Source organism: Mycobacterium asiaticum, assembly GCF_001673315.1.
Classification (GTDB): domain Bacteria; phylum Actinomycetota; class Actinomycetes; order Mycobacteriales; family Mycobacteriaceae; genus Mycobacterium; species Mycobacterium asiaticum_B.
The window spans coordinates 1-21,735 of record NZ_LZLQ01000154.1 but is presented as its reverse complement, the minus strand read 5'-3'; the positions used below and the strand labels follow the sequence as shown (position 1 = coordinate 21,735).

Genomic DNA, 21,735 nt, shown 5'->3' with positions numbered 1-21,735 from the left:
GCCCGGCAGGGCATCACAGTCGTTGTGGGCGGTGGTAACCCGCTCAGACGACGACCTTCGGCATGACCACGGGTTTGAAGCCATATCGCGGTCCGGCATAGGAACCCGCGCCCTTCGTCGCCGCCATGCCCGGCGCGCCGGGTATCCCGGCGACCGGCGTGGCATCCTCGGGTACGCTCCATCCGCTGCCGTTGGCAACCGTGGCCGCTGCGGCGGTAGCCGGTGTGGCGGTAGACCAACCCGCCGGCACCGACAGTCCACCTACCGAGGACGCCGCGCCCATCAGCGGCGTGACTGCGGCCTCAAGCGGCGCCGCTGTCCCTGCCAGGGCCGCTGCCCCGGCAGGGCCAAGTCCAGCTGCCCCAACTGCGGGCAGGGTATTAAGGGTGTGCTGCAGGAACACTCCGGTGACAATTCCGGCCGTGGTGAACCAAGCTCCGGTGTTGATGGCGCCGTCAATTGCCTCTTCTACGAGGTCGCTGCCCAGTAGATCGGTGATGTCCTGGGTGATCGCGTCCAGTGGCGCCGCAGTTGCCGCCGCCGGTGAGGCCAGGCTCATGACGCTCTCGGGCACGGTGTTGATCAGGTTCGTCAGACCCACCTGCTGAACAGAACTCGACGCGGCGGCCTGGCTGACCGCAGCGGCTTGGTTGACGATGCCGGCGGGGTTAGTGGTCTGGGCGGGCGCGGCCAATGGGTTCAGTCTCCCGGCGACCGCCGAAGACGCGGCATACCCATACATGGCCAGCGCATCCTGTGCCCACATCTGGCCGTACTGCGCCTCGGTGGCGGCGATGGCCGGTGTGTTCTGGCCTAAGACGTTGGTTGCTACCAGCATGGCTAGCAGCGCCCTGTTGGCGGCAACCTCGGCCGGGGGCACTGTCATGGCGTATGCGGCCTCGAAGGCGGCCGCCGACGCCATAGCCTGTGAACCCGCCAGCGCCGTGGATTCGGCGGTCGAGGTCAACCAGACTAGAAAGGGTTGCGCCGCGGCGGCCATCGACAGCGACGCAGGGCCCATCCACTGTTCGGTGGTCAACTGCGCGATCACCGACTCGAACGAATCCGCTGTCGTGTTCAATTCGACCGCGAGGCCGTTCCAGGCCGCCGCGGCCGCCATCATCGGGGCGGCGCCGGCACCGGCGTACATCCGCGCGGAGTTGATTTCTGGCGGCAAAGATCCGAAATCCATTGTTAATCAATCCCTTTCTGAAGGTTAGCTGGTCACCAGGCGTGCCATGACGATCGGTTTCACTCCGTACCGCGGCGCTCCGAATCCGGCACTATTGCGGGTTGCCGCCGCTAGCCCAGGCATGCCGGGAAGCAGCGCCGTCGCTTGGGGCGCCGCCGGCGCGGCTCCTGTCCAACCGGTTAGCTCTGGTGCCGAGGCACTCGCGACCAGGGTTGCCGGTCCCGTCCAAGCCGGCGGGACCGACAGCGCGCCGACGGATGGTGCCCCGCCTAAACCGCCAGTCACGGGGACGGCACCAAGTTCCACCGCGGCAGCCGATTCCGCGGCGGCACCCGCAGCGGCACCTTCTGCAGCTGCGCCCTGGTCGGCCGGTACCAGTAGACCGCCGTTGCCCAGTCCCAGCAGGTTTGACATGGCCGAGGCCGAGTTGCCAATGCCGACGTCGATCACGTCGGCAATGCCCGACAGCGGGGTCGTCGCCGCCGGCGCGGCAGCACTTGGCGACAACGGCGAGGATGCCGCAGCCGAGTTGGCTGCCTCGGTGTCGGCATAGGTCCCGGCGCTGGTTCCCAGGGTGTCCACGAACGTGTCGTACATGGCTGCGGCCTCCGCGCTGACCTGCTGGTACAAGTTGCCGTATGCGCTGAACAACGACGCCTGCAACGCGGACACCTCGTCGGCAGCGGCGGGCACGACACCGATAGTGGTCGGGACGGCGGCAGCCAGGTTCTGTGCCACCTGTTGGGCGCCCACGCCGCGCAACTTTCCCGCTGCAGCGGCTAACTCTTCGGGCTGTGCAGTCAAAAATGACATTCGGTGCTCCTTGTATTCAGAACGTGCGGACGGTGACTTGTTTGCTGACGAGCCGCATCCCCGGGCGGCGCGACGGCGCATGCGACGCGTTCATGGCACTGCCGAATTGAGCGTGTCACTTTGCCGTGGTAAAAGGCGCCAAGACAGGGCGCGTAACGCGAAATTCCTTCGCCGGACTGGGGACGTCTCGACTCAGCGCAGTGCGGAACCCCACTGGACCTGGTCGCGGAGCTTGCCCTTGAGCAGTTTCCCGCCGGCGTTGCGCGGCAACGGTGTCGTCACCACGTTGACGTACTGCGGAACTTTGTAGTCGGCGAGTTGCTCGCGGCATTGTTCGAGGACCGCCGGCACGTCAACCTCGTCTCCGACCAGCACCGCGCCGACTTTCTCACCCATCACCTCGTCGGGCACCGCTAGGACGCAGGCGTCAGTGACGCCGGGTGCTGCCAGCAGCGCGGCTTCAACTTCAACGCTGGAAATGTTCTCCCCGCCGCGGTTGATGATGTCCTTGAGCCGATCGACGATGTGCACCCGGCCGGCGTCGTCGACGCGCACCACGTCCCCGGTGTGCAGCCAGCCGTCTACGAATGTGGCTGCCGTAGCGTCGGGCCGATTCCAGTAACCGGCAGTGACGTTGCCGCCGCGGGTCAGCAATTCGCCCACCAGATCGCCCGACCCGTCGTTGATCGGGCTTACGCCGAGGTCCACCGATGGCACCGCGTAGCCAACCGAGTCGGCGTGCTCGACGGCTTCCTCGTCCGGCAGCGCGGTCATCAGGGAGGCTGTCTCGGTCATTCCGTACCCGTTGAACACGGTGGCTTGCGGAAAGGCGTCCTTGACCGCCCGCACCAACGAGGGTGCGATCGGCGCACCGCCATACCCCACCCAGCGGACCCCGGACACGTCTGCGGCACCGAAGTCGTTGTGACGCAACAGGAGAGCATATATCGCCGGCACGGTCACCATGACGGAGATCCGCTCGTCACCCAGCGTGGCGATCATCTGGTCAAGATTGAGTGCGGGCATGATCACCGCCGCTCCGCCCAGCGCAGTTGCCGCCAAAAGCTGTGAATTGCAACCGGTTACGTGGAACAGCGGCACCGAGATGAGGGTACGTAGCCCTTCGCCGATGTCCCTGGGCTGCCGAAGACAGCGGACTGCGTTCTCGTTATTGGTCAGGAACGCCTCGTGGGTGGTCGGCACACCTTTGGGATGCCCGGTGGTACCCGATGTGTAGAACAACGCGGCAACGTCTGCGCGATCGAGTTGCTCGGTTACGTAGGGCCGGCCGTCGGGCATCGGGGTGGCCGGACTCAGGTCGATATGCGCCTCGGCATCCGACAGCACGAAATCGACCTCGGGCTGGGCCGACCTTGTGTTGACCGCCACGGCAATGCCTCCGGCCATCACCGTGCCCCAGAACGCCAGCACCCAGTTGATGCCGGCGGGGTACCGCACCGCGACCCGGTCACCCCGGTTCAACCCGGCCGCGCGTAGCCCGCCGGCAACCCGCGCTGCGCCGTCCCACAACTGTCGGTATGACAACCGATCCGAACCCAGTTCGACCACTGCCTCGCTGTCCGGGCGCTCGGCGACCTGGGCGGCCAGCACGTCGAGCAACGTCGCCGGGATTCCGTCGTAGTGGGCAATGCCGTGCTCATCGACGGATACGCCGGATCGCGGGAATGGGTTGCGGTCACGAGGAATTTCGGTCACAGGGAGGCGTGCCGCCATGCCGCACCTCGCTCTCGCGTGTCTTATCGTGATAGCGGTGACGATCGAAGATGACGCCATCATGCCCGAGTCGTTCTTCAGTGTCGACGGTGATTTCTATTCGCCCAACCCGATGACGCGGGGCCCGTGGGGCGCAGCCATGGGCGGTCAGATCGTCGGCGGCCTGTTGGGTTGGGGGATCGAGCAGTTCGGCTTGGAACGAGCCTCGGACCACCCGGACTTCGTTCCGGCTCGAATCACCGTCGACCTGTTGCGACCGGCACTGCTCGAGCCACTGCAGATCCAGACCTCGGTGCAGCGGGAAGGACGGCGCATCAAGGTGATCGACGGCGCGCTCTTACAAAACGGTAGGACGGTCGCCCGTGCCAGCGCGCTGTTCCTGCGGCGAGGTGAGCATCCTGACGGGAAGGTGTGGTCGACCCCAGTGCGGATGCCGCCTATTCCGACCAACTCCGTCGGCTTCCCAACGGATATGCCGTTTTTGATCTGGGGATACGGCGCGACGTCGACCGGCAACCCCGGTATCGCGGCCGGAGAGTGGGAGCAGTCGCACTCCCAAAAATTCGCGTGGACGCGCCTGTTCCGTCCGATGGTTGACGGTTATCCGTTGACTCCGTTCACTCGCCTGGCCTTCGTGGGCGACGTAACCAGCTCGCTCACCCATTGGGGCACAGTCGGGTTGCGGTACATCAACGCTGACTACACGGTAACGGCAAGTCGGTTGCCCGATGGTGAGTACATCGGGTTGGCGGCGCAGAACCACATCGGCACCGCAGGTGTGGCCACCGGTAGCGCAATCCTTTTCGACCGGCACGGCCCGATCGGAACCAGTTCGGCGCAGGCCCTGGCCCAACCCGCCGACGCGTTCCGGCCGACGTACACCTAGTCCGTCAGCGCCCATCAGCTGAGCTGTTCAGTCCAGGGAAGCGGGAACAGCTCAAAGACTCGTCGAACGCATGCTTGAGGGACTCGTGATGGAATCCTTAGCCCTACTTATCCTTAGCAGGGCTCAGCTTTTCAGCGTAATGATCAGCCGCTCTAAGGTGTCACGGGTCGCATGCAGCGCGGCGGGCGTTATGGCGTCAGCAAGTCGGTTGTTGACGTCTGTGGCGCGTTCGGTGATCGCCCGGAGCACGCGGCGACCGTTCTCGGTAAGCACCAGCAGCGGCGATGTGCGGTGGTCGGGGTTGGGGCTGAATTCGGCCAACTCGCCAGCGACCAAATCGTTAGCCACTCGCTGCACCCCCTGACGTGTAACACCAAGGCGGCGAGCAGCTTGGGGCACGGTCAGGGCTTGATACGAGACCGCGCTAAGCAGCTGCCATCGCGCTTGCGTGTGCCCCTCCCTGGCGGCGGCTGCTTCGCCTGTGCGGCGCAGTAGACCAGCAAGCTCATATATGTCTGCTACCAGCAGCGCCATCTCATCTGCCATCCCACCTCCAATGCGACATTCTCATCTACCGCCCCCACCCTCTACTCTGCAAATTTGACAATATGTTGTCATTATGGTCGTATGCTGTCAACGGGGAACTGGTCCTGTCGTAATCACAAATACCTTCGCATCGGGGGAACATGAGCGCAGCAGTCGCGAATCTTCAAGCCGCACAACGTGATGCCATCACGGATTCAGGACCGGTCACCGGCTTTCCCCACCTGGCCGAGAGGTTGCGTCGCGCCGGTGTCCGATCCAATACGTGGTGGCTACCGGCGATGCAGAGCCTGTACGAGACTGATTGCGGTCCAGTCATTGACCAAGGCGTGCCACTGGTCGACGGCATGGCCGAAGTCCCGTCGTTCGACTGTGCGGCCCTGGTCACCGCGCTGCGTGCCGATCAGGCGGGCCGGACGTCTTTTCGAGAGTTCGCCGCCGCAGCCTGGCGCGCCGGTGTGATCCGTTATGTCGTCGATCTCGAGAATCGCACCTGCACTTACTTCGGCCTGCATGACCAGAGGTATGTCGAGCACTATGCAGCGGAGCCTTCCGATGGTGCCTAGAAGCCTCAACCCATGAGCTGAGCGGCAACCGTTGCACCGAGGTTCCAGCACGCCTCGACATCGGCCTTCGACGGTTTGCCCATGACCACAATCGTCTCAGCGGCCCGCACCCAGCCAAGTCCCGCAGTGATGCCGTCGACCGCACGCTCGGCCCCCTCGGTGCCCTCGTTGCCGTGGATGTAGACGCCGAACGGCCTGCCGCCCGTGGAGTCGAGCAGTTGGTAGTAACTCTGGTCGAACGCGTGCTTGAGTGCACCGCTGAGGTACCCGAGGTTCGCCGGCGTGCCCAGCACGTAGCCATCGGCCTCCAACATCTCGACGGGCGAGACGGTCAGCGCCGGGCGGCGCACGACCTCAACGCCTTCGATTTCGGGATCGGTCGCACCGGCCAACACCGCCTCGAACATTTCCTGGCAGTGCGGGGACGGGGTGTGATGGACGATGAGCAGTTTCTTCGTCACCCTTGCGCCTCCAACTGAACCGCGGTCCTCATTGCTTCCCGCGCGCGCCGCCGGTCCCCCGCATAGTCGTAGGCTCGCGCCAGCCGGTACCAGCGGCGCCAGTTGTCGGGGTCGCTTTCCAGTTCGCTGCGCACGGTGTCGAACAGTGCGTCGGCCGCTCCCCGTTGAATGCGTCCGGAAGGGCGTCGCGGTAGCGCGCTGGTGTCGAGTTCCATTCCGGCGTCGGCAATTTTCCGGGCCAGCTTCTGGTGGGTGAATCCGGCGCGCAGAGTGGCGATCATCGCCCACAATCCGAGGAAGGGCATGACCAGGATCGCCAGGCCCAAGCCGACGGCTGCGGCTCTGCCGGAGCCGATCATGGCCACGGCAACCCGACCGAGCATGACGAAGTAGACCAGCATCGCCACACAGAAGAAGGCGATGAGCAGCTGGATGCGCAGGGTGCGCGTCATTGCAGGTCGAGCAGAGGTTCAATACCGACGGTAAGCCCTGGCCTTTCCGCGACATGGCGCACGGCCAGCAGGACGCCGGGAACGAACGACGTCCGATCCAGGCTGTCGTGCCGGATGGTCAGCGTCTCCCCCTCAGTGCCGAACAACACCTCCTGGTGGGCGACCAACCCGGACAACCTCACCGCGTGCACCGGAATGCCGTCGACGTCGGCCCCGCGTGCGCCGGGGAGACTGGTGCTTGTGGCATCGGGGTTGGGCGACAGACCTTTTCGCGCCTCCGCGATCAGCTTGGCGGTACGCGTCGCGGTGCCCGAGGGCGCATCGGCTTTGTGCGGGTGGTGCAGCTCGATCACTTCCACGGACTCGAAGAAGCGGGCGGCCTGCTGGGCGAAATGCATGGACAACACCGCACCGATGGCGAAGTTCGGGGCGATCAGCACCGAGGTGCCGGGTTTAGCAGCAAGCCACGACTCGACCTGCTCGATCCGTTCGGACGTGAAGCCCGTCGTACCCACGACAGCGTGAATTCCGTTGTCGATCAAGAACTCCAGATTTCCCATCACCACGTCCGGGTGGGTGAAGTCGATGACGACCTCGGTGTCGCCGTCGGTCAGCAAGCTCAGCGCGTCACCGGCGTCGACCTCTGCGGACAGGGTGAGGTCCTGGGCATTTTCCACCGCCCGCACCATCGTCGCCCCGACTTTGCCTTTAGCTCCAAGTACGCCAACTCGCATGGTTGGCAGCCTACTGGTGATAGCAACTTTTACTTCGAATCGGTGTTCGATCACGGCCACAGCGGTTGAGAGTCCGACGACAACCACCGAGCCGGCCCGTAGGCAGTGGGCGTCGTTGGACCGCACCGGCGCATCTCTACGCTTAGATGGTCGATGTGCAGGTGCGACCAGCGGAGGTGCTTACGTGAGATCCAGCGACATCCGGATCCGCGAGGCCAAACCGAAGGATTTCGGCCGGGTCGCGGCAATGCACTATCCGGCCTGGCGGCAGTCCTGGAGCGGAATCGTGGCCACCCACGTGCTGGACATGATCGGCAATCCGAGGACGTGGGTGGACACGCTGTACCCGACCACCCTCCGGCGTGGCGGCTGGAGCATGTGGTTTGCCGAAGCACGGGGTCAGCTGCTGGGCATGATCCTTTTCGGGCCGGACTTGTCGAATCCCAATGACATTCAGATCGATGCGCTCTACATCACCGACAAGCACCAGCGGCATGGCGTCGGCGGCATGCTCTTGAACAAGGCGCTACGTGTTTTTCCCGATCACGACATGATCCTGTGGTGTGCCGACAAGAATCAGATAGCTCGCGACTTCTATGAGAAGAAGGGCTTCGAGCTCGACGGCCGCAGGTACCGGTGGAAGCCATTGCCCGGCGTCTCAGTACCGCACGTGGGGTACCGCTTGTATCGTGCGGCGCCATTGCTCACTGGGCCACCCGCCATTCTCTCGTTGATCGCCCCGTCAGTCGAGGCACCGGCGGAGGCGTCGGTAACTGCACGCACTGAGCCGCCGGAAGCCGGGCAGGGCGAGCCGGCTGAAGCGGAGCAAACTGCGCGGGACAAGGTCAAGCCAACCGAGCCGGCCGAAGCAGGGCAAACAGTGTCATCCGAACCCGAGCCGGCCGAAGCAGGGCAAACCGAGCCATCCGAACCCGAGCCATCCGAACCCGAGCCATCCGAACCCGAGCAAACCGCGGTGGCCGAACCCGAGCAAATTGCACCGGCCGAGGCCATGCCAACGGAGCCACCCGAAGTCCAGCCACCCGAAGCCCAGCCAGCCGAGCTACCCGAAGCCCAACCAACTGAGCCAGCCGAAGCCGAGCAACCCGAGCTCGCCGAGCCGGCCCCAGCCGTAGAGCCAGCGGCGGTCACGCCGATCAAGCCATGCATCCTCGACGTCCCCGACGCTCAGCTCGACGACCTACGTCGTCGCCTGAGCGCGGCGCGCTGGCCAGCCGAAATCGACGGGGCCGATTGGGATTACGGCACCGAGCAGACGTTCCTCAGGAATGTCATTGATCACTGGCTGCACCACTACGACTGGCGGGCCACCGAAGCAGAAGTCAACGCCATCGGCTCATACATCACCGTGGCGGCGGGTCAGCAAGTGCATTTCCTGCACGCGCAGTCAGATGAAGCCGACGCCATCCCGCTGGTCATCACACATGGTTGGCCAGGCTCGATCGTCGAGTTCCTCGACTCACTACCGTTGCTGCAGAAGCGATTCCACGTGGTGGCGGTATCGATGCCCGGCTACGGTTTCTCCGGCCCGACCCGCGAAAAAGGCGTGGACGTAGCGCGCATCGCCGCCTCGGTGGCAGAGGTGATGCAGCAACTGGGATACGACCGCTACATAGCTCAGGGTGGTGACTGGGGCGCGCTGGTGACACGCTATCTCGGCGAGCATTACCCCCAGCATGCGGTGGCGATCCACACCAACATGTTGTTCGCACCGCCCGACCAAAACGATCCCGAACTCCTGGCGAACGTCACCGAGTCCGAACTCGCCGCCATCTCGGCCGGCCTGGAGCGGATCAAGGACGGCACCGCGTACATGGAAATCCAATCCACCCGCCCACATTCGCTGGGCTTCGGCTTGGACGACTCGCCGCTGGGACTGGCGGGTTGGATCCTGGAAAAGTTCCACGCCTGGTGCGATATCCGGGACGGCATGCCGATCAGTACCGATCGACTGATCGACAATCTGATGTTCTATTGGCTCACCGGCACCGCCACTTCCGCGGCCCGCCTCTACTGTGAGTCGACACGCGCAGGCACCAGCCCGCTCAGTGAATGGACTGGCCGCGTAGATGTGCCGACCGGATACGCCGTCTTCCCAGGTGAAATGCTGCAGACGCCACGCGCCTGGGCGGCCGCACGCTACAACCTGGTGCACTACTCGGTGCAGGATCGCGGCGGCCATTTCGCCGCCTTCGAGCAGCCTGAGCTGTTCGCCGACGATCTGGCGCAATTCGCCGACGTCCTCACCCAACAGGGAGTGTTCTAGACGTCGATGACAACGCGCTCGCCGTGGGAGCGCGAGACGCAGACCAGCATCTCGTCGTCACCTTCCGCGGCGCGGCCCCGCCGATCCACCTGTCCGGCAACAACTTTGACCTTGCAGGTACCGCAAAAGCCCTGCTGGCAGGAATAGGGAGTCGTGGGTTCGCGATCGAGCATGACCTCGAGCGCCGACCGATTCGCCGGGATGCTGAGGACCTGCCGGGACCGGGCGAGTTCCAGCTCGAACGGCACGCCGTCGACGATGGGAGCGGGACTGAACCGCTCATAATGCAAGGGCGCGTCGGCGTACCGGTTGCGGGCCTCCCGAACCGATTCCAGCATCCCGGTCGGCCCGCACACATACACCGCCGTCGTCGGCCCGGCGTCGGCCAGTAAGTCTTCGGTGGACGCGAAACCGCCGCGCTCGTCGTCGGCCCACACGGTGACGCGGTCCGGCGCCACCGCCACCACTTCATCCAGCAGCGGCATGTACTGCCGACTGCGCCCGGCATATATTGCCCGCCAACCGATCCCACGTTGGGCGGCCGTCCGGATCATCGGCAGGATCGGCGTCACGCCGATGCCGCCGATGACGAACAGGACGTCATGCTCAGTGGTGCCGAGATAGAACGCGTTGCGGGGGCCTTCGAAAGTGAGCGTGTCGCCCACGTCGAAGGCCTCATGCATCTCGATCGAACCTCCGCCGCCATCGGGGATGCGGCGGACCGCAATCCGGTAGTCGGTGCGCCGACCGGGCGGACCGCACAGCGAGTACTGTCGACGCCGGCCCGACGGCAACTGAACGTCGATGTGCCCGCCCGGAGTCCAGGAGGGCAGCAATCCGCCGTCCGGGTCGGCCAGGGTCAAGGCAACCACGTCGGGCGCCACAACCTTGCGTTCAATGACCTTGGCGCAGTGCGTCCTTGACACCGCTGGCACCCGGGAAGGGTCCCATCGCGACGTCGCCGCGAGTCCACCCAGCAGGGCACGAATGCCCCACAGCGCCGTGTAGAAGCGGTCATGTTGCCGGCGACCGTACAGGTCGGTAGGTCTGCTGGTCCAAATGCTTTCCGGCACCGTCGAATCCGCCTACTTCTGCCGAATGTCCACGCGGGCCAACAGCCGGATCGCCGAGGGGCTGATGCGGCGCATCGCATACCCCAACCTGGACTCCGCGGCGACCGGTAGTACCGGTGGGCCGGTCTTGATGGACTTCACGATCGCCTTGGCGGTGGCCTCCGGTGTGAAGTTGCGTCGCCGGTAGCTGGCGTCCGCCTTCTGGCGGGCGCGCTGCTGTTGCTCGGCCGACATGCCCGCGTACACAGTGTTTTTGGCGATATTGGTGTTGACGAAGCCAGGACACACCGCCGTCACGGTGATGCCTTCGTCGGCGAGATCAGCGCGCAGTGCTTCGCTGAAAGCCAGCACCGCCGCCTTCGTCGTGCCGTAGGCGATCATTGATTTCGACGGCAGGAACGCCGCTGCCGACGAGATGTTGATGATCGTTCCGCCCTCGCCGCGCTCCACCATCTGAGCTCCGAACGCGCGGCTGCCGTTGATGACACTGTGGACGTTGACCGCCATGATGGAATCCCAGTGTTCCGGTGTCGTCTCCAGGAACCGCCCGGCCATCCCCATACCGGCGTTGTTCACCAGGATGTCGACCACGCCGTAGGTGTCCCGCACCTGGGCGGCAAGGTCGTTCAGCGCGGCGTCGTCGGTGACATCGACCTGGTACACCGGCGCCTCTGCGCAGGCGGCGCGCACCGCGTCCGCGGTCTCGTTGGCGGCTGCCAGGTCGCGGTCCACGATCACCACGGTGCGGGCGCCGTTGCGGGCCAGTTCGACGGCGGTGGCGCGGCCGATGCCCGCGCCCGCCCCGGTGACCAGCGCCAGTTTCCCCCGCACCTCGCGGGGTCCGCTACGCAGCTCTGGCGGATTCGCGGCCGGACGGCCCGCCTCGACCCGGTCCACCCATTCCCCGACGAGGCGGGCAATCACCTCGGGGCGCGACGTCACCACCCAGTGCCCACCCTGGACCGGGACGACCCTGCCAGTAGGGGTCATCGCGCTGACGAACCGCTGCAGCGGCGCAGTTACGAACAGGTCATTGCTCGGTACCAGCACCTGCACAGCGACGCTGGTCTGCGGAATCTGCTCGCCCGGAGACAACAGCGGCGACGGCAGGTTCTCCCGATACAGGTTCAGGCCGTTGACATAGTCACCGGTCGACCGGGGCGGCGAATCCCGGCGGCTGCGCGTACTCGACTGGCCGATACGGCCAAACGCCTCAACGACTTTCACGCCCAAACCAGAACGGAACGCCAACTCCGGAACACCCGGGCACAGGAAGAACCAGATATATCCCGACGCCAGCGCCTGCTTTGCCACGTGCCCGAAGGCACGCGCAGTGCGAGCCGAACGCAAGAACTTGCCCGCGTACTGCAGATGAGGGCCGGAGATCGAGGTGAAGGAGGCGATCTTGGCTGATACGGCATCGTCGGTGACGGCCGCCCAGCCCTGCACCGAACCCCAGTCGTGACCGAGCAGATGCACCCGCTGGACGCCCAGACTGTCGATCACTGCGGACACATCGGACACCAGTTGTTCCAGCCGGTATCCGGATCGTTGTGGCGGACAGGAGGATTCACCGGCACCGCGCACGTCGTAGGCGACCACGTTGTATCGCGACACGAGCAATTCCGCCACGCCGTCCCAGATTCGACGGTTATCGGGATAGCCGTGTACGGCCAGAATCGTGGGGCGGTCCGGGTTGACGTCGTTGTACCGGTGCACCGACAGAGTGACACCATCCGACGAGGTAACGATCGTCATAACTCAGTGCGACGCGCGGGCGGCGGGTGACACCGCAAGGTAGCTGACGGCTCGATCCAGTCCACCCAGTTCGGACGGATGGAAGCCGGGCCGGAAGTAGGAGCCGACGACCCGAATCAACCGCATCGGGCCGGGCACCAGGCCGCGGCGCGCCGCCCTGAAGTAGTCGCGCCAGCGCACTTTGGTGCCCGCCGGCACGTAGGGGTCCACCGAGAACATGAACTTCACGCCCCGGATCCACAACAACAGCAACACCGGCCCCACCGCGAATTGCGCCCGCACCTGCCGCCAATAACCGGCCCGCAGATGCTTCATGGTGTCGAACGCAACTGCCTTGTGCTCGACCTCTTCGGCTCCGTGCCACCGCAACATGTCCAGCATCACCGGGTCCGCACCGCCAGCGTCCAGGGCCGGCGAGTCCAGGATCCACTCGCCCAGCACAGCGGTGTAATGCTCGATCGCGGAGATGAACGAGACCTGCTCCAGCAGCCAGCTGTGTTGTCGCCGCACGCTGCGATGCGGCCGTTCACCCAGCAGTTTGTCGAACAACCACCTGATCTGGTCGGTAAACGGCGTCAGATCGATGCCCTGCGCGTCGAAGTGCGCGAGCACACCGGAGTGCGCCTGAGAATGCATCGCCTCCTGGCCGATGAACCCCTGCACGTCCAAGCGCAGCTGGTCATCCTTGATCAACGGCAGCGTCTTCTTGAAGACCTCGACGAAGAACTCTTCGCCGGCGGGGAGCAGCAGATGCAGCACATTGAGCACATGGGTTGCCAGCGGCTCGCCCGGAACGTAGTGAAACGGCAGGCCAGACCAGTCGAACTCGACGTTGCGGGCCTCGAGAACGAGCCGTTCGTGGTCGGTGGCGTCCGATTCACTCGAATGGGGTCCCACGGCGCGGTCATCGACAGTCGACATCAGGCCGCCTCCCTCCCATGCAGGCCTCTAATACGAGCGATTGTACTGAAGCCGACAGGTATGCGATACCCGCGGTACTACGTTTTCTCGGCCCGCTCCTTGAGGCGCTGCAGCGTCAGGTTGATGTTCTTGCGGTTATGCGCGTTCCGATCCTGGACGCCGGTGGCCTTGCCCGCGATCTTGCGGAACCAGCCGGGGCGTCGGTCCCAGGTGCTCTCGGTGACTCGGCAGCCGTCGGCGTGCTCCTCGATGTCGTATTGCCACCGGGCGATGGGCAGCACGGTGTGCCGGACTTCGAATGCGAACGTCCTGCCCGGCTCGGCATCGGTCACCGTGCATTTGGTCGTCCAGCGCTTGCCGCTGTTCTCGTTGTGCCCGACAAAGACCGCGCCTTCGGCGACCGCATCGCCCTCGCGCAACTCCATCGAGGTCGCTTCCTCGGCCAGGGCGGCCAGGGTGGGCAGGTCGGTGATCAAGCCATAAATCACCTCCGGAGCGGCGGATATCTGCACGGTCGCGGAGACGGAGGGTTCACTCATTGGCCGATCATATTGGCCGATCCGAGCCACCAGAACTATCGCCCCCCGGACCGTTGACAAGTCGCGCAGTCGCCGAATCTTCTTCACAATTGAAGGGACAACCCAACCGATGTTCGGTAGGAGGCCATCATGCGAGTCGGAATCCCGACCGAGGCCAAGAACAACGAGTTCCGGGTTGCCATCACCCCCGCAGGCGTGGCCGCGCTGACCCGCAGCGGGCACGACGTGCTGATTCAGGCCGGGGCAGGCGAAGGATCGTCGATCGCGGATTCCGAATTCAAAGCGGCCGGCGCCCAACTGCTCACCACCGCCGGCCAGGTGTGGGACGGAGCCGACCTGGTGCTCAAGGTCAAGGAGCCGATTCCCGCGGAATACGGCCAGCTGCGGGCCGGTCAGACGCTCTTCACCTATCTACACCTAGCGGCCTCTCGGTCCTGCACAGATGCGCTGTTGGCCGCCGGCACAACGTCAATCGCCTACGAGACCGTGCAAACCGCGGACGGGGCATTGCCTCTGCTGGCCCCGATGAGCGAGGTCGCGGGCCGGCTCGCCGCCCAGGTCGGCGCGTATCACCTGATGCGCACGCAGGGCGGACGCGGCGTGCTGATGGGCGGGGTGCCCGGCGTCAAACCCGCCGACGTCGTGGTGATCGGCGGCGGCACAGCGGGTTACAACGCGGCGCGGATCGCCAGCGGCATGGGCGCGTCGGTGATGCTTCTCGATCTCAACATCAACAAACTGCGCTTACTCGACGCGGAGTTCGCCGGCCGGATCAGCACTCGTTACTCGTCGACTTACGAACTCGAGGGCGCGGTCAAACGTGCCGAACTGGTAATCGGCGCGGTACTGGTGCCCGGCGCCAAGGCGCCCAGTTTGATCCCGAATTCCCTTGTTGCGCAGATGAAGCCCGGAGCGGTGCTGGTCGACGTCTCCATCGACCAGGGCGGGTGTTTCGAGGACTCCCGGCCGACCACCCACGACGACCCGACCTTCCCGGTCCACGAAACGCTGTTCTACTGCGTGGCCAACATGCCCAGCGCGGTGCCCAAGACGTCGACCTATGCGTTGACCAACGCGACCATCCCGTATGTGCTCAAACTGGCCGACCAGGGCTGGCGGGCGGCCTGCCGATCGGATCCCGCTCTGGCCAAAGGTCTTTCGACGCACGACGGAGCGCTGGTGTCCCGGCAAGTGGCCGCCGACCTCGAATTGCCGTTCACCGAACCGGCCAGCGTGCTGGCGGCGTGAAGGCTTACCGCACGTACGGGGCCAGGGCGGTGACGATGTCACCCGCTGGTCCGGTGGTCGCCTCACGGTAGGCCTCGCCCGCCCACAGATTCGTGCCGTGCGGATCCTCCTCCCGGATCGCCGCCGCCCGGATCGGCTTCGTCATCTGATTGACCTCCGGATAGCCCAGTGGCGCAACGTGATCCAGCAGTCGGGTGAAGTTGTTCGCCAGACCGCGCGCGTAGCGGCCGGAGAATGCGCGGGTGACGACGGTCGAGTCGAAAGCCGGGTTTTTCAGGGCGACACGGTAGGCCGGGTGGGTACCGGCTTCGTCGGCCAGCAGCAACGCGGTGCCAACCTGCGCGGCCACCGCGCCGCGGCGCAACACCGCGGCAATGGATTCGACGGTGCCGAGCCCGCCGGCGGCGATCAGCGGCACGTCATACGCACTCCCGATACGATCGAGGAGTTGATGCAGTGACTCGGTACCCGGCTCCATGTCGGGGGCGAACGTGCCGCGGTGACCACCGGCGGCGGGGCCCTGGACCACCAGGTTGTCCGCACCGGCCGCGACCGCCACGCCCGCCTCGTAGGCCGATGTCACGGTGACCGACACGAGCAATCCGAGCGCGCTCAACCGGCGAATGGCGTCCGGCGGCGGGGACCCGAAAGTGAAGGACACCACTTCCGGACGCACGTCGGCCACCACCTCGAGCTTGCGATGCCATTCGTCGTCGTCACCGTGAACGGGATGACCCACCTCGACGTGGTAGTGGTCGGCGACCTCTTCGAGGTCCTCGGCGTAATACTCCAGCTGCACCCAGTCCGCGACGCTGGGCTGGGGCACAAACAGATTCGCCCCGATGGGACCGGTGGTGGCGGCCCGCGCGGCGGCGATGTCTTCGGCGAACTGGTCTGCGCTCAGGTAGCCACCGGCGACAAAGCCAAGTCCGCCCGCATTCGACACCGCCGCAGCCAGTGCGGGAGTACCCGGGCCCCCGGCCATCGGAGCTCCCACAATGGGCGCGGCGATGTCCCAAAAACCCAATACCATCGGGCTAACTTACCATCGCTCGAAGTTGTTGCGGGAGCGACCGTTTCGCGCTGTACGGACCCAGGACCGCGGCGCCGAAACGCTTACCCAGCAAGCGCCGGGCCACCGTGTTGACCTCGTCGAGCGTGACCTGTTCGATCTGTCGCAGGGTGTGCTCGATGCTGCGGTGAGCACCGTAGTTCAGTTCGCTGCGGCCGATGCGGCTCATCCGCGACCCGGAATCCTCCAGGCCCAGCACCAGCCCACCGCGCAGCGAACCCTTCGCGATCCGGCATTCGTCCTCGGTGATGCCGTCGCGGGCAACCGCTTCCAACACCTCGGCGGTCACCCGCATCACCTCCGGGAACCGGTCGGGAAGGCAGGCCGCATACACCGACAACGCACCGCTGTCGGCGAAGATGTCCAGCGCCGAGTAGATCGAGTACGCCAGGCCGCGCGCCTCGCGAACCTCCTGAAACAGCCGGGAGGACAGGCCGCCGCCCAGCGCCGTGTGCAGCACCGAGAGCGCCCAGCGATGCTCCCACCCGCGCCCCGGGGTGCGAACCCCCAGCGAAACGTGGGTCTGTTCGGCGTCCCGCTTGCCCAGGACCAGACTCGGGTTGCCGGCGACCCGGGCCGTCCCTTTGCGGGGCGCAACCGGGTGGCGACCGCGGACCAGCCGGGCCGTGAAGTGTGTCCGCACCAGCGCGACGACTTCGTCGTGATCGACATTGCCGGCCACGGCCACCACCATCCGCTCCGGGGTGTAGCGCCGCAGGTGGAACGAGTGCAGCTGAGCGCGTGTCATGGTCGACACCGATTGCGTGCTGCCGATGATCGGGCGCCCGACCGGGTGGTCGCCGAACAACGCGGTCATGAACATGTCCGCGAGCGCGTCCTCGGGGTCGTCGTCGCGCATCGCGATCTCCTCGAGGACGACGTCACGTTCCAGTTCGACGTCACCGGCCGCGCAGCGCCCGTTGAGTACGACGTCGGCAACCAGGTCCACGGCCAGCGCTAGGTCGCTGTCCAAAACATGCGCGTAGTAGCAGGTGTGTTCCTTGGCGGTGAAAGCGTTGAGTTCACCGCCCACCGCGTCCACTGCCTGCGCGATGTCCACCGCTGTGCGGGTCGGGGTCGACTTGAACAGCAGGTGCTCGAGGAAGTGCGCGGCCCCGGCCACCGTGGCACCTTCGTCGCGAGAGCCCACACCGACCCAGACGCCGACCGACGCGGAACGCACCGCAGGCAGGTATTCAGTTACGACCCGCAGACCGCCCGGCAACGTGGTGCGGCGCACTCCTCCGTTGGCTCGCTGCCGGGCGCCCCTCGAGTCAGCTGCTGACGGACGCGGCATCGGCTGCTGGCGCTGCTCCGGCCTCGGCGGGGGCGGCACCGCCGCCGTCCTCTTCCACCAGGACCAGGGAGATCTTGCCGCGCTTGTCGATGTCGGCGATCTCCACCCGCAACTTGTCGCCGACGTTGACCACGTCCTCGACCTTCGCGATGCGCTTGCCCTTGCCCAGCTTCGAAATGTGGACCAGACCGTCACGGCCGGGCAGCAACGATACGAACGCACCGAAATCGGTTGTCTTGACGACGGTTCCGAGGAACCGCTCGCCTACCGTCGGCAACTGCGGGTTGGCGATCGCGTTGATCCGGTCGATCGCGGCCTGCGCGGACGGCCCGTCGGTGGCGCCGACGAACACGGTGCCGTCGTCCTCGATGGAGATCTGCGCGCCGGTCTCCTCGGTGATCGAGTTGATCATCTTGCCCTTGGGACCGATGACCTCGCCGATCTTGTCCACCGGCACCTTGATGGTGGTGACGCGTGGCGCGTAGGGGCTCATGTCGTCCGGGGCGTCGATAGCCTCGGCCATCACCTCGAGGATGGTCAGGCGGGCATCCTTGGCCTGGGCCAGCGCACCCGCGAGCACCTGTGACGGGATGCCGTCCAGCTTGGTGTCCAGCTGCAGCGCGGTGACGAAGTCCTTGGTGCCCGCGCACTTGAAGTCCATGTCACCGAACGCGTCTTCGGCGCCCAGGATGTCAGTCAGCGTGACAAAGCGACGCTCGCTCTTGCCGTCGGTCTCGACATCGTCGGACACCAGACCCATCGCAATGCCTGCCACCGGCGCCTTGAGCGGCACACCGGCGTTGAGCAGCGCGAGGGTGGACGCGCACACCGAACCCATCGATGTCGAACCGTTGGAACTCAGCGCCTCGGACACCTGACGGATGGCGTAGGGGAACTCCTCGATGCTGGGCAGCACCGGTATCAGGGCCCGCTCGGCCAGCGCACCGTGCCCGATCTCGCGCCGCTTGGGCGAACCCACGCGGCCGGTCTCGCCGGTCGAGAACGGCGGGAAGTTGTAGTGGTGCATGTACCGCTTGGATGTCTCCGGGCCCAGCGAGTCGATTTGTTGAGCCATCTTGACCATGTCGAGCGTGGTGACACCCAGGATCTGGGTCTCGCCGCGCTCGAACAGCGCGCTCCCGTGCGCCCGCGGCACCACGGCGACCTCGGCCGAAAGGGCACGGATATCGGTGATCCCACGTCCGTCGATGCGGAAGTGGTCGGTCAGGATGCGCTGGCGAACCAGCTTCTTGGTCAGCGAGCGGAACGCCGCACTGACTTCCTTCTCCCGGCCTTCGTAGTTCCCGGCGAGACGCTCGAGGACCTCCGCCTTGAGCTCATCGGTTCGCGCGTCGCGCTCAGCCTTGCCACCGATGCTCAGGGCCTTGGCCAGCTCGTCGGTGGCCACCGACGACACCGCGTAATACACGTCTTCCTCGTAGGCGGGGAAGGTCGGGTACTCGACCGGCGGCTTGGCTGACCGGGAGTAAACAGCCTCGGCAAGCTCCTTCTGCGCGGTGCACAGCGCGGCAATGAACGGCTTGGCCGCTTCCAGGCCCTCGGCCACGACGGTTTCCGTCGGCGCCTGCGCGCCGCCTTCGACGAGCTCGATCACCTTCTCGGTGGCCTCGGCCTCGACCATCATGATCGCGACATCTTGTTCGCCGCCATCGCCGACTATCCGGCCGGCCACGACCATGTCGAACACCGCCCGCTCGAGCTGCTCGACCGTGGGGAACGCGACCCAGGTGCCGTCGATCAGAGCGACGCGCACACCACCCACCGGTCCGGAGAACGGCAATCCGCTGAGCTGGGTGGACGCCGACGCCGCGTTGATCGCCACGACGTCGTACAGGTCGTTGGGGTCCAGGCTCAAGATGGTCACCACGACCTGGATCTCGTTGCGCAGGCCGTCGACGAAGGACGGGCGTAGCGGACGGTCGATGAGCCGGCAGGTCAGGATCGCGTCGGTGGAGGGTCGACCCTCGCGCCGGAAGAACGATCCGGGGATGCGCCCGGCGGCGTACATCCGCTCTTCGACGTCGACCGTCAACGGGAAGAAGTCGAAATGTTCCTTGGGGTTCTTGCTGGCGGTGGTCGCCGACAGCAGCATGTTCTCTTCGTCGAGATAAGCAACGACGGCGCCGGCGGCCTGCTGGGCCAGGCGGCCCGTCTCGAAACGAACGGTGCGGGTGCCGAAGCTCCCGTTGTCGATTGTGGCGGTCGACTCGAAGATGCCTTCTTCAATTTCAGTCGCAGACATGACGTCAGTGCGGCCTCTCTGTCATTCAGCTGTTTCGCAAGTCATTGCGCAACACGAGTGTGCTCTAGGAGAGCACCAAGAAGCAGAGTCTGAATGCGGCTACGGCCATCGATCGAAGCGGCCGACCTGCCCCGGATCCGGGGAGCCCGGCAGCCACTACCGAAGACCGCCCGATCGGACCGGTCTGCTCGCTCGCGACATGCTCAGCGACTCGCTGGAACGGTTCACGCGGATCTGCGCGGACTGCACCAGTTGCTCGGGCCGAGAAGGCCCAGAACGTACTCACTCTACACGGGCCACCCCGACCTCGATGAACCTCCAGGTGCGGGTATGAACCTCCAGGTGCGGGTATGAACCTCCAGGTACGGGAATGAACCTCTAGGTACGAGGTCCGCTGCTGACGTCTTCGACGCAAACGGCGAACCGCCGCGCGGCGTAGGTGTAGCCCAGCCCGCTGGCGCATTGATCGACACCCGCGGGCGGGTCGAGGTCTTTGAGAATCTGCGTGGCGCGCTGCCGATGCGGCGCCGAGCGGTCGGCGCAGTCGACGCGGAACGGGTCGACTCGGTGCTGCGGATCGACGCTCATGCAACCGCCGATCACCCAGTCGATGTCCAGACAGAGTGTGGTGTGGGCGCCGCTGATCGTGTTGTGCGTCGTGTAGGAGGAATCGACGTCGGTCGGGCATTGGTCACGATCGTTGACCAGAGCGACGATCTTGTAGTTCGACTCCGGGCCACCGCATGCCGCCTTGCCGGCCTCCGGGCGCTTCGGGGTGCCGCCGAGGTCGAGACAATCCCCCACTTTGAAGTCGGTCAGGTCGGGTACTTCACCGCCGGCCGAACACCCCGTCAATGCGCCGACCACGCTGGCTAGCAGAGCCCCACTGATCGCGGCGCGCATCGCGCCAAAGCTCAGCGGCGCAGACCCAGGCGCTCGATCAGCGAACGGTAACGCTCCACGTCCACCTGCGTGAGGTACTTGACCAGTCGCTTGCGCCGCCCCACCAGCAGCAACAAGCCGCGGCGCGAGTGGTGGTCATGCTTGTGCACCTTGAGGTGCTCGGTGAGGTCGGCGATGCGCTTGGTCAGCAGCGCGATCTGCGCCTCCGGCGACCCGGTGTCGGTCTCGTGCAGACCGTAGGAATTCAGGATTTCTTTTTTCTGCTCGGCAGTAAGCGCCACGAAATAACTCCATCAATAGGTCCGCGATCAGGGATTTCCCGGCACGGCCACCGCGAACCGCAGCGCGCGCCGATGTCGTCGGGCAGTCTAGCAGCGCGCAGCGCGGCGGGACTAACCCGACAGCAGGGCTCGGGTCCGCTCGGTGTCGTTACCGATCTCTGCGACGAGGTCGGGCACCGAGTCGAACTTCAGCTGGCCGCGGATGCGCGCGACGAAGTCCACCGCCACATGTTGGCCGTACAGGTCGGCGCTGGTGTCGAGGACGAACGCCTCGACAGTGCGGGTACGACCGGAAAACGTGGGATTGGTGCCGACCGACACGGCGGCCTGGTACCGCTGACCGGGGACGACGCCTCCGGTGGCCGGTCCTTGCCCCAGCACGGTGAACCAGGCGGCATACACGCCGTCGGCCGGAATGGCCGAATACATCGGCGGCGCGATATTCGCGGTGGGATAGCCCAGTTTGACGCCCCGCCCGTAGCCCCGGACCACGACTCCCTCCACGCGGTGCGGGCGGCCCAGGGCTTCGCTGGCCGCACCCATGTCGCCGGCATCCACGCAGGACCGGATATAGGTGGAGGAAAACGTCACGGTCTCGTTGCTGTGGTGCTCGGACAGCAGCGACATCGACTCGACAGCGAAGCCCTGGGCCGCCCGCACCGCGTGGAGGGAGTCGTGGTCCGGGGCTACGGGCGGGGCGTCAAATTGGGCT

Annotated in this window: 21 protein-coding genes; 4 read left to right on the top strand and 17 right to left on the bottom strand. The window is 65.7% G+C overall.

Going from position 1 to position 21,735, the window contains the following annotated elements:
• Nucleotides 1-43: 43 nt before the first annotated feature.
• The 3 genes from A5636_RS24865 to A5636_RS24855 form a co-directional block, all read right to left on the bottom strand.
• On the bottom strand, nucleotides 44-1,192 hold the full coding sequence (locus tag A5636_RS24865; RefSeq protein ID WP_065161309.1) for a PPE family protein: 1,149 nt from the start codon (nucleotides 1,190-1,192) through the stop codon (nucleotides 44-46).
• A 24-nt stretch (nucleotides 1,193-1,216) separates the two neighbouring features.
• Nucleotides 1,217-2,005 (bottom strand): PPE family protein, SVP subgroup, encoded by a 789-nt coding sequence (locus A5636_RS24860; RefSeq protein WP_065161308.1) that lies wholly within the window; start codon nucleotides 2,003-2,005, stop codon nucleotides 1,217-1,219.
• A gap of 192 nt (nucleotides 2,006-2,197) precedes the next feature.
• The gene (locus A5636_RS24855) at nucleotides 2,198-3,721 is read right to left on the bottom strand and encodes a class I adenylate-forming enzyme family protein (RefSeq protein ID WP_065161349.1); all 1,524 of its coding nucleotides are present in this window, start codon (nucleotides 3,719-3,721) and stop codon (nucleotides 2,198-2,200) included.
• 55 nt (nucleotides 3,722-3,776) lie between these two features.
• On the opposite strand from A5636_RS24855, the gene A5636_RS24850 reads away from it, so the two are divergent.
• Nucleotides 3,777-4,625: an acyl-CoA thioesterase domain-containing protein gene (locus A5636_RS24850; protein WP_172827312.1), complete on the top strand. Its 849-nt coding sequence runs from the start codon at nucleotides 3,777-3,779 to the stop codon at nucleotides 4,623-4,625.
• Nucleotides 4,626-4,748: 123 nt separating this feature from the next.
• Here the strand turns inward: A5636_RS24850 and A5636_RS24845 are convergent, their stop codons facing one another.
• On the bottom strand, nucleotides 4,749-5,171 hold the full coding sequence (locus A5636_RS24845; protein WP_065161306.1) for a MarR family winged helix-turn-helix transcriptional regulator: 423 nt from the start codon (nucleotides 5,169-5,171) through the stop codon (nucleotides 4,749-4,751).
• Nucleotides 5,172-5,311: 140 nt separating this feature from the next.
• Between A5636_RS24845 and A5636_RS24840 the strand changes: the two genes are divergently transcribed.
• Nucleotides 5,312-5,734, top strand: a complete 423-nt coding sequence (locus tag A5636_RS24840; RefSeq protein WP_065161305.1) for a DUF1398 domain-containing protein — start codon at nucleotides 5,312-5,314, stop codon at nucleotides 5,732-5,734.
• Nucleotides 5,735-5,739: 5 nt separating this feature from the next.
• Here A5636_RS24840 and A5636_RS24835 read toward each other — a convergent pair whose 3' ends face one another.
• From A5636_RS24835 to dapB, 3 genes are read right to left on the bottom strand one after another with little or no spacing between them, the layout of a single operon-like run.
• On the bottom strand, nucleotides 5,740-6,141 hold the full coding sequence (locus A5636_RS24835) for a flavodoxin family protein (RefSeq protein ID WP_155763996.1): 402 nt from the start codon (nucleotides 6,139-6,141) through the stop codon (nucleotides 5,740-5,742).
• Between the two features lie 50 nt (nucleotides 6,142-6,191).
• Nucleotides 6,192-6,647, bottom strand: a complete 456-nt coding sequence (locus A5636_RS24830; RefSeq protein ID WP_065161303.1) for a hypothetical protein — start codon at nucleotides 6,645-6,647, stop codon at nucleotides 6,192-6,194.
• Nucleotides 6,644-7,381, bottom strand: a complete 738-nt coding sequence (dapB, locus tag A5636_RS24825) for a 4-hydroxy-tetrahydrodipicolinate reductase (protein WP_065161348.1) — start codon at nucleotides 7,379-7,381, stop codon at nucleotides 6,644-6,646. Before dapB ends, A5636_RS24830 begins: the two co-directional genes overlap by 4 nt.
• 184 nt (nucleotides 7,382-7,565) lie before the next feature.
• Between dapB and A5636_RS26960 the strand changes: the two genes are divergently transcribed.
• Nucleotides 7,566-9,668, top strand: a complete 2,103-nt coding sequence (locus A5636_RS26960) for an alpha/beta fold hydrolase (protein WP_216638868.1) — start codon at nucleotides 7,566-7,568, stop codon at nucleotides 9,666-9,668.
• Here the strand turns inward: A5636_RS26960 and A5636_RS24815 are convergent.
• From A5636_RS24815 to A5636_RS24800, 4 genes are all read right to left on the bottom strand, one after another.
• The gene (locus A5636_RS24815) at nucleotides 9,665-10,741 is read right to left on the bottom strand and encodes a PDR/VanB family oxidoreductase (RefSeq protein ID WP_065161302.1); all 1,077 of its coding nucleotides are present in this window, start codon (nucleotides 10,739-10,741) and stop codon (nucleotides 9,665-9,667) included. The genes A5636_RS26960 and A5636_RS24815 overlap by 4 nt on opposite strands.
• A gap of 12 nt (nucleotides 10,742-10,753) precedes the next feature.
• A complete protein-coding gene (locus A5636_RS24810; protein WP_065161301.1) occupies nucleotides 10,754-12,499 on the bottom strand; it encodes an SDR family oxidoreductase in 1,746 nt (581 codons plus the stop codon).
• 3 nt (nucleotides 12,500-12,502) lie between these two features.
• Complete coding sequence (locus tag A5636_RS24805; RefSeq protein WP_065161300.1) at nucleotides 12,503-13,420, bottom strand: metal-dependent hydrolase; 918 nt, start codon at nucleotides 13,418-13,420, stop codon at nucleotides 12,503-12,505.
• 77 nt (nucleotides 13,421-13,497) lie between these two features.
• Complete coding sequence (locus tag A5636_RS24800) at nucleotides 13,498-13,959, bottom strand: SRPBCC family protein (RefSeq protein WP_065161299.1); 462 nt, start codon at nucleotides 13,957-13,959, stop codon at nucleotides 13,498-13,500.
• Between the two features lie 129 nt (nucleotides 13,960-14,088).
• On the opposite strand from A5636_RS24800, the gene ald reads away from it, so the two are divergent.
• Nucleotides 14,089-15,207 carry an alanine dehydrogenase gene (gene ald / locus A5636_RS24795; protein WP_065161298.1) on the top strand — a complete coding sequence of 373 codons (1,119 nt, stop codon included), beginning with the start codon at nucleotides 14,089-14,091 and terminating at the stop codon, nucleotides 15,205-15,207.
• Between the two features lie 4 nt (nucleotides 15,208-15,211).
• Here ald and A5636_RS24790 read toward each other — a convergent pair whose 3' ends face one another.
• The 6 genes from A5636_RS24790 to A5636_RS24765 form a co-directional block, all read right to left on the bottom strand.
• The gene (locus A5636_RS24790) at nucleotides 15,212-16,240 is read right to left on the bottom strand and encodes a nitronate monooxygenase (protein WP_065161297.1); all 1,029 of its coding nucleotides are present in this window, start codon (nucleotides 16,238-16,240) and stop codon (nucleotides 15,212-15,214) included.
• 4 nt (nucleotides 16,241-16,244) lie between these two features.
• Nucleotides 16,245-17,576: a M16 family metallopeptidase gene (locus A5636_RS24785; RefSeq protein WP_065161296.1), complete on the bottom strand. Its 1,332-nt coding sequence runs from the start codon at nucleotides 17,574-17,576 to the stop codon at nucleotides 16,245-16,247.
• A complete protein-coding gene (locus tag A5636_RS24780; RefSeq protein ID WP_065161295.1) occupies nucleotides 17,554-19,839 on the bottom strand; it encodes a polyribonucleotide nucleotidyltransferase in 2,286 nt (761 codons plus the stop codon). The genes A5636_RS24785 and A5636_RS24780 overlap by 23 nt, the downstream gene beginning before the upstream one ends.
• Nucleotides 19,840-20,217: 378 nt before the next feature.
• The gene (gene lppU, locus A5636_RS24775) at nucleotides 20,218-20,742 is read right to left on the bottom strand and encodes an LppU family putative lipoprotein (protein ID WP_065161294.1); all 525 of its coding nucleotides are present in this window, start codon (nucleotides 20,740-20,742) and stop codon (nucleotides 20,218-20,220) included.
• 11 nt (nucleotides 20,743-20,753) lie between these two features.
• On the bottom strand, nucleotides 20,754-21,023 hold the full coding sequence (gene rpsO, locus A5636_RS24770) for a 30S ribosomal protein S15 (protein WP_065161293.1): 270 nt from the start codon (nucleotides 21,021-21,023) through the stop codon (nucleotides 20,754-20,756).
• Between the two features lie 111 nt (nucleotides 21,024-21,134).
• The coding region (locus A5636_RS24765) for a riboflavin kinase (RefSeq protein ID WP_301336748.1) at nucleotides 21,135-21,735 on the bottom strand (601 nt) is incomplete at its 5' end.